Below are 6,742 nucleotides of genomic sequence, written 5' to 3'. Positions count from 1 at the left end.
AATTTTAATATAGCCGATAAATATGTTTTTTAAGTGGTTAATTTAAGAAACCTTTATAGTTTACCTCATATATTAAAAGTGTTCTTACATACCATACAACACTTTTATATGAATCAGTGAGAAAATTAATTATGCAAAATAAAATGAAAGATGTGAATGAATTGCTCGATGATTTAATTTCTAAACCTGAAATACAGGCACGTTGGGAAAATGAACCTGAACAGGTAATGCAAGAATATCAACTGACACCAGCGCAATACCGCGCACTTTCTGAAGGTAATATAGATGCTTTAATAAATGAAGGGTTAGCGGATAGACATGTCCAACAAATGAGAGTTAGCTGGTAATGATTGATTTCAGCACCCATTTCTTGGAAAGCATCGGCTTGCGGGTATCTCGTCTGGCTGTTGGCGGGAGCCATTTTGGTGTGAGTACCTGTAGAAAAGATGTCATGAGTATTGTTTCTACAGCGTTAGATTTGGGGGTGAATTTTTTTGATACCGCTGATATTTATGGCAAAGGTGAAAGTGAAAGTGCATTAGGTGATGCAGTATATGGGCGCCGGCATCATGTTGTTATTGCAACAAAATTTGGTCATAATGAAGCGGTAAAAGGAGCGAGTCGGACAGCGATGACTCAATGTTTACACAATAGTCTTAAGCGCTTGAAAACAGATTATATCGATCTATATCAGCTACATGCACCTGATCCGTCAACGCCGGTCGAAGAAACTATCTCCACCCTTCAATTATGGGTAAAAGAAGGGAAAATACGATGTTACGGCATCTGTAACGTTAAGCCTTCAGAAATAGAACATTATTGTAATACAGCCCAAGCAATGGGGGGAATGTTACCTACTAGCGTGCAAAACCCCGTCAATATATTGAATTACCAAAATTATGAAGAGATACAGTTTTCCCTCAACACATTCCAGCTTGGTTTGCTGGCATCACTTCCTCTGGCTCGTGGGTTATTGGGTGGGCGTTACCGTTCTGTGCTGGATGTTCCTCGAACACACCCTTTGTCAGGTTATAAAGGGCTTGGTTATCGTAATGTGCGCACAAAAAAGGCCATTGATCGATTGATATATGCTGCACAAGAATTAAATCGTCCCCCATCTTTATTAGCGCTGGAAGTCATATTAGCAAATAGGGATATTACTTCTGTTCTGGTTGGCATGAGTCATTCTGAACAATTACTTTCCTTGGCTGATCTTAATTCGTCATTACTCCAGAAAAAAACGATTGATTATATTCTTGGGCGACGTTTAGCTCTGGATTGAATACGTAAAAAAATTAATACATCACTATATTGGAGGTATATTAAATGGCTAATATTCTGAATTTAGATGCATTGAAAAATATGAAACTTAATTATGACCCTTCACCGTGGGCAACTTGCGAGAATACGTTCAAGCAAATAATTTCTGATGATGATTTTCCGGTCAGTCACTGGACTTATCATTCGCAGCGCAAACTTGCTGAAGCGCTTGGCAAGAAAGGATCACAAGAATGGTATCAGCATAATGTAAAAACCCGGCCCTTACTGGAATTGGGAGTAAAAGAACCTTACATGCCAGATGAACTCGCTGATATTTGGTTGTCAGTTGCAAGCGATCTTTTATCAGATGACTATATTGAATGTATTAGTGATGTCAGTGAATATAATGTCAGGACATTGCAATTTCAGGCACATTTTTGGGAATTCGGCCCTGGTTCATTCTTTCAGCCTCATGTAGATAAACCGCACAAGATGGTAACTCACTTAATGTATCTAACAGATAATTGGGTGCCTGAGATGGGAGGCTGTTTGCAATTGTTGCGCTCTGCTGATCTGAAGGATGTTGTGGTGGAAATTGCGCCGAGAAAAAATACGTCAGCACTGATTCGTAGAACAGATTCAGCCTGGCATGCAGTTACACCTATACCTAAAGACATGCAGACAGTAAGAAAAGTTTTGCAAGTATGGTTTTGGGATACACCTGCAACCTGAAATCAACCGAAGAGTGTTGCTCAGGAATAAATAAACATTTAACTGTTGGTTAATCATGTTGTTAATCAGCCAGGAATAGTCACATGATAAATTGGTTGAATACACTTTCTGAATATAATGATGTGGTTGCTTCTGGCTTAGGGATACCTATTATTCGACCAGAAAATACCGTGCAGGAAATCCTCTGGCGTCAAGTCATAGAAGAAATGTATACGGAAGAACTGCGTACCAGTGACAACAAGGACGTTGCAATATTGAATATAGGAGAAAATACGTATTCGATGGCTTTGTTATATGCAAAAGTGATGGAATATCGAGTTATTTCAGTTAACAATATTGATAATATCACTTTGTTATTATCAGAAGTCAGAGAAAAAAACATTCTGCTCATAACCATGGCACACAAATTGAAAGTTGGCTTTGTTGCTAATACTCTTGAAATAGCTTATAAGATTGGCAAAAATATCGGTTTTTTGTGTGGAAGAACTTTTTCTGGTCTGAGTTATTTAATTGTTAAGTCATTATTAAAACCAGCTGTGCTAGAACAGAATGAATTTCTTATCGATGCACCAAAACATAAATATACAAGTGATGAAAATCAGCCAGAAAAATTAGCAAAGTTACTTGCACAACCGGCTATGTTTAAAACGATCAGAAGCCATGGTGAAGGAAGTCATGCGAAACTGCCTTCATTAACTGTTTGTGGGTTACTTGAAGAAACAGAATTCCCTCTGACGCCTGAATGCGGGTGTTCGCGACTAGCTCAGCGATGTAAACGAGCACATGGAAAAACACAAGTATTTTATGGGTTAGATATTCGTGCTTATGCCATTAATTATATATGTTGCAATGGCTTTAATATGGCTGAAGAACTTTATCCTTCACCAGTATCAATGATTTTGGCATTGACAGAAGGGTGGCCAGCGGCTGTTTTAGCACCAATTCGTCCATTGATTGCTCCAGATTACCTTCTGACATTACTCAGAAATATGGCGAAAGAAGAAATACCGCTTGGGCAAATTGTGGCAACACTGAATGATGCTTGTGCAGTGCTTGGGCAACCTTTTACGTTTGCATTAATTGGTGATCCAACATTGCAATTGTCATTGCAAGATGAAAGTCCGTCTCTGCCAGAAGGCCTGCATGATAATACTGAATCAGAATCAACCCATCAAATCATGATAGGGATCAAAACAGTATTGGAAGAAGGAATTTATGGTCATCGGTTACTACGTTCAATTGATGCGTGGTTGGGTGAGACGGTGGCAGATAAATTATCCAGCTTGCGTGAAAAGCTGATAAATATTGAGCAACTAGCTCTTTTCTCTCTGAAAAAGCATGAAGTTTCTTATTTCCAGGAAGATACAAAAACGCTCTTGCGAAATAACGCGCTTATCCAACTATTGATTGTTCAATGGGAAAAAATCTTGGTATCGCTGTTACATGAGGGGCGTGAAAATTTTGATACTTTTGATTTACTGCATTATGATCAATTGATGAATACCATAAAATCCGTTGAACCTTGTCGGCGATGTGGGACATTAATGGAAGTATCTTCATTTGGTCATGCTGGCGGAATAACGGAATGTAGTGAAACTTATATGTGTCGGGTTTGTGGCCCACTTGCTGCCTACCGCTGTGGTGGTATCCGCCTAGAAGATTTGACAGAAACATGGATTGCCCGGCAAGGAGAAAAAGCCACAGTAAAAATTCGACTCCATATTCCTCGTTCTGTTCATCCCATTTCTCAGCGAGTACATTTAGAACTTCGTGGATATGATAAATCCACAGGGCAGTGTTTTGCCTCTGAAGTAAAAACAACGGAATTGAAACATAATAATGTCATAAAATTTGAATTTAAATTGGATGAAAATCAGGGATGCGATTTACATAGTATTCGAATTATCGCTGTATCTGGTTTTGATATTGCTTTTCTCCGTATTCGTCTGGCTTGTTTACCTAAACAGCCATAGGGATAATATTTTTCATGTCATCAAATTACGGCAGGAATATATGATGAAGGTATTAATTCTTAATCGTCGTCCTATTGTAGAAAAGATTGCATTATGGTTTTATGAAGCTGAAATTGACGTTTTTCTTGTAACACCAAAGGCATTGTTATATCCATCGACACAGCTATCTAATAAGGCACATCAATATATTAATAAAATTTATCCTGTTGATAATTATGATTCACCTTCAGTTAATGAATTAATTCTTAGATTAGTCGAAGAAAATCAAATTGATCGTATTATTTCAGCAACAGAGATTGATGTCTTACGGGCTGCGAAAGTGCGTGAAAAAATGGGTTTAATGGGCCAAAACGAAATATCAGCACTGACCTATCGCAACAAATGGATAATGAAATCCCTTTTAAAAAAGAATGGTATCCCAGTTGCTAGAATGCTGCAAGTCACTGATAGACAGTCAGTAGAGAAATTTGCTGATGAGTGTGGTTTTCCTGTCGTTATTAAACCGGTTGATGGAGGTGGCTCGGTAGGTGTGCAGATTATTCACCATGCCGCACAATTACAGGATATTAATTTTGAATTATTAAAATCAGGTTATCTTGTTGAGGAATGGATTGAAGGGGAGTTTTTCACGATTGATGGGTTAATGAGAAACGGTGAAATGCTACATTGTTGGCCATCACGCACAACAGCTAATTTTTCGGCAGTTAATGGGAATTCTGCGTTGCTTAGCTGGATGTTATTACCAGATAACCCTTTGACAACGGAAATATCCGCATTCATGTCGTGGGTGATTATGAGCCTTCCACCAACGCCAGATACTACAGCATTTCATGCAGAAGCTTTTTTTTGTGAAAAAACACATTGTCTTGTGCTGTGTGAGATTGCATGTCGCCCTGGGGGAGCAGGGCATGTACCTGTGTACGAAATGGCATTTGGCCTGAACTTGTATCAGGAAACTCTGCTTGGTCAGGCAGGGCTTCGCACTCAAGAAAATTATCGACATATTTATCCTCATGCGATGGCAGGGTTTGCCTGGTTTCCCCCCAAAAAGGGAGTATTTCATTATGCACCAAACAGTTGTCCTGTTTCTGGTATTGTTGATTATCAATTAATAGCGCGCACTGGCAGATACTATCAAGCTCCTCGCTCGATTTCAGATCACATTGCCAAGGCATTTGCTTTACAGCCGATTGATTGTGATCCCGCTGAGGTTATTACTGAAATTGATACCTGGTGGAAAACTAATGTAATTTGGTGCAATGAAGCGAATAAACCAAATCATTAGAGGAAAGCCTGATAGATTTCAAGTGATATGGTGTAGCCAATAAAATAGTAGCTTGAAAGATAAAAGGTATATTTTTTTTCATGCTTTATGGATGGGAAGTCAATGGCGATACAACGGGGATCAAATAATTGGTTTACGGAAATAAAAAAACATTTGAAGGAGTATTGGAAAGATCGTGAAGTTGGGTTTTTAATTGATTGTTCAGATAGTCTGGATGCGTTGAAAAGTTTGATGTTCGAACTACAAATATGTGGTGCTAAAATAAAAGCGTTAATATCCGTATCGGATAAAGTGTGGCGGCCTAAGGGGGTATTGTGTTGGCATATAGTTAATATTGAAAAATGTCCTCTATCAGAGTTATTAAAAAAAGAATTTGTTTGTATAAAACATTGGTTGGATAAAATTGATCCAGAGAAAAATATCACTTTCTTAGGGGGAGTGAGATTAGCACTTTCTCCATTAGCAGGCCGTTCTGTTTATGGTTGGCAAAGACCTGAATGGGCAAAATTTGAAGATAAGACTTATATTGATGAAAATTTTCACCGATGGGGAATTAATACACCTCCTTATAAAATCATTGCACCTGACTTTAACGATGCGGTAGCCACATTTCACCTTCTTAATAAAGGTAAAGGTGTTATATTGGCTGCCGATAGTTCAAAGTCATTTAAGGCAGGTTCAGAAGGTCTGTCTTGGATTAAAGATCACCATAAACTTGCTAAGGCGTTGGATAAATTTCACGATCAAACTGAAAAACTTCGTATGGCTGAATTTATACAAGGAATTCCATGCAGTATCTTGGCGATGGTTTTGCCCAATGGTGTTGCTGTCTTCGATCCGATAGAAATATTAACGGTTTTTGAAAAATCAACTAGTCAGCTTTTGTTTTGTGGTTCATCGAATCGTTGGCGACCGGGAAAAAATGCAGAAATTATGCGTGATTATACCCGATTAGCGGGAGAAAAACTGGCAGAAGAAGTCGGTTATCGAGGACTCTTCAGCCTTGATGGAATATGGACGGGCAGTGAGTTTTTTGCGACAGAAATTAATCCTCGCCATGCGTCTGGATTGGGACTCAATCGCGCAGTTCCTCTGTTTCCTGATTATCTATTTAATCGGGCTATTCAGGAAAATAGTGCTTTTATTGCGGAGCTTGACCCTTTTCAGGTTGAAACAATCTGGCGTGATATGATCCGAAATTATTCAGGCCAAGATATCACTGTATTGGATAGAGATGAAAAACATCAAAAGGTGATTGAAATCGAAGTGAATGATCAGATGATTGCATTGGGAGTTCCTTCTGAAGGTATTGAGGCTCTTATTTATCGTCCACTGGGGCAGGAAAAATTACTTGGGAATATTGTAGCCGAACTGGTTAGTCGAGTCTCCAATCGCCATTATGTAAGTTTCGTCGATCATAATATAAAAAATGACTAATTTTTTAATGTTCCAAGCTCTATTTTGTAATCTTAAATATACTAAATATAAGAAT

Annotated in this window: 6 protein-coding genes; all 6 read left to right on the top strand. The window is 38.5% G+C overall.

Annotated features, from left to right (window positions below):
• The first annotated feature begins 131 nt into the window (after positions 1-131).
• The 6 genes from IQ211_RS17240 (at position 132) to IQ211_RS17215 (ending at position 6,687) form a co-directional block, all read left to right on the top strand.
• Complete coding sequence (locus IQ211_RS17240; protein WP_189759775.1) at positions 132-347, top strand: hypothetical protein; 216 nt, start codon at positions 132-134, stop codon at positions 345-347.
• A complete protein-coding gene (locus tag IQ211_RS17235) occupies positions 347-1,282 on the top strand; it encodes an aldo/keto reductase (RefSeq protein WP_189759774.1) in 936 nt (311 codons plus the stop codon). The genes IQ211_RS17240 and IQ211_RS17235 overlap by 1 nt, the downstream gene beginning before the upstream one ends.
• 44 nt (positions 1,283-1,326) lie before the next feature.
• Complete coding sequence (locus IQ211_RS17230) at positions 1,327-1,992, top strand: 2OG-Fe(II) oxygenase (protein WP_189759773.1); 666 nt, start codon at positions 1,327-1,329, stop codon at positions 1,990-1,992.
• Positions 1,993-2,075: 83 nt separating this feature from the next.
• Complete coding sequence (locus tag IQ211_RS17225) at positions 2,076-3,965, top strand: hypothetical protein (protein WP_189759772.1); 1,890 nt, start codon at positions 2,076-2,078, stop codon at positions 3,963-3,965.
• A 40-nt stretch (positions 3,966-4,005) separates the two neighbouring features.
• Positions 4,006-5,250 (top strand): ATP-grasp domain-containing protein, encoded by a 1,245-nt coding sequence (locus IQ211_RS17220; RefSeq protein WP_189759771.1) that lies wholly within the window; start codon positions 4,006-4,008, stop codon positions 5,248-5,250.
• Positions 5,251-5,352: 102 nt separating this feature from the next.
• Positions 5,353-6,687, top strand: a complete 1,335-nt coding sequence (locus IQ211_RS17215) for a hypothetical protein (protein ID WP_189759770.1) — start codon at positions 5,353-5,355, stop codon at positions 6,685-6,687.
• Positions 6,688-6,742: the final 55 nt, after the last annotated feature.

Origin of the sequence: Xenorhabdus griffiniae, assembly GCF_015163655.1 — a bacterium.
Classification (GTDB): domain Bacteria; phylum Pseudomonadota; class Gammaproteobacteria; order Enterobacterales; family Enterobacteriaceae; genus Xenorhabdus; species Xenorhabdus griffiniae.
The sequence above is the reverse complement of the archived record's forward strand: the minus strand, read 5'-3'. Positions and strand labels throughout refer to the sequence as shown.

Excerpts from the sequence above, each read along its gene's own strand:
- IQ211_RS17240 (WP_189759775.1), top strand. The coding sequence starts at position 132 with ATGCAAAATAAAATGAAAGATGTGAATGAATTGCTCGATGATTTAATT.
- IQ211_RS17235 (WP_189759774.1), top strand. The coding sequence starts at position 347 with ATGATTGATTTCAGCACCCATTTCTTGGAAAGCATCGGCTTGCGGGTA.
- IQ211_RS17230 (WP_189759773.1), top strand. The coding sequence starts at position 1,327 with ATGGCTAATATTCTGAATTTAGATGCATTGAAAAATATGAAACTTAAT.
- IQ211_RS17225 (WP_189759772.1), top strand. The coding sequence starts at position 2,076 with ATGATAAATTGGTTGAATACACTTTCTGAATATAATGATGTGGTTGCT.
- IQ211_RS17220 (WP_189759771.1), top strand. The coding sequence starts at position 4,006 with ATGATGAAGGTATTAATTCTTAATCGTCGTCCTATTGTAGAAAAGATT.
- IQ211_RS17215 (WP_189759770.1), top strand. The coding sequence starts at position 5,353 with ATGGCGATACAACGGGGATCAAATAATTGGTTTACGGAAATAAAAAAA.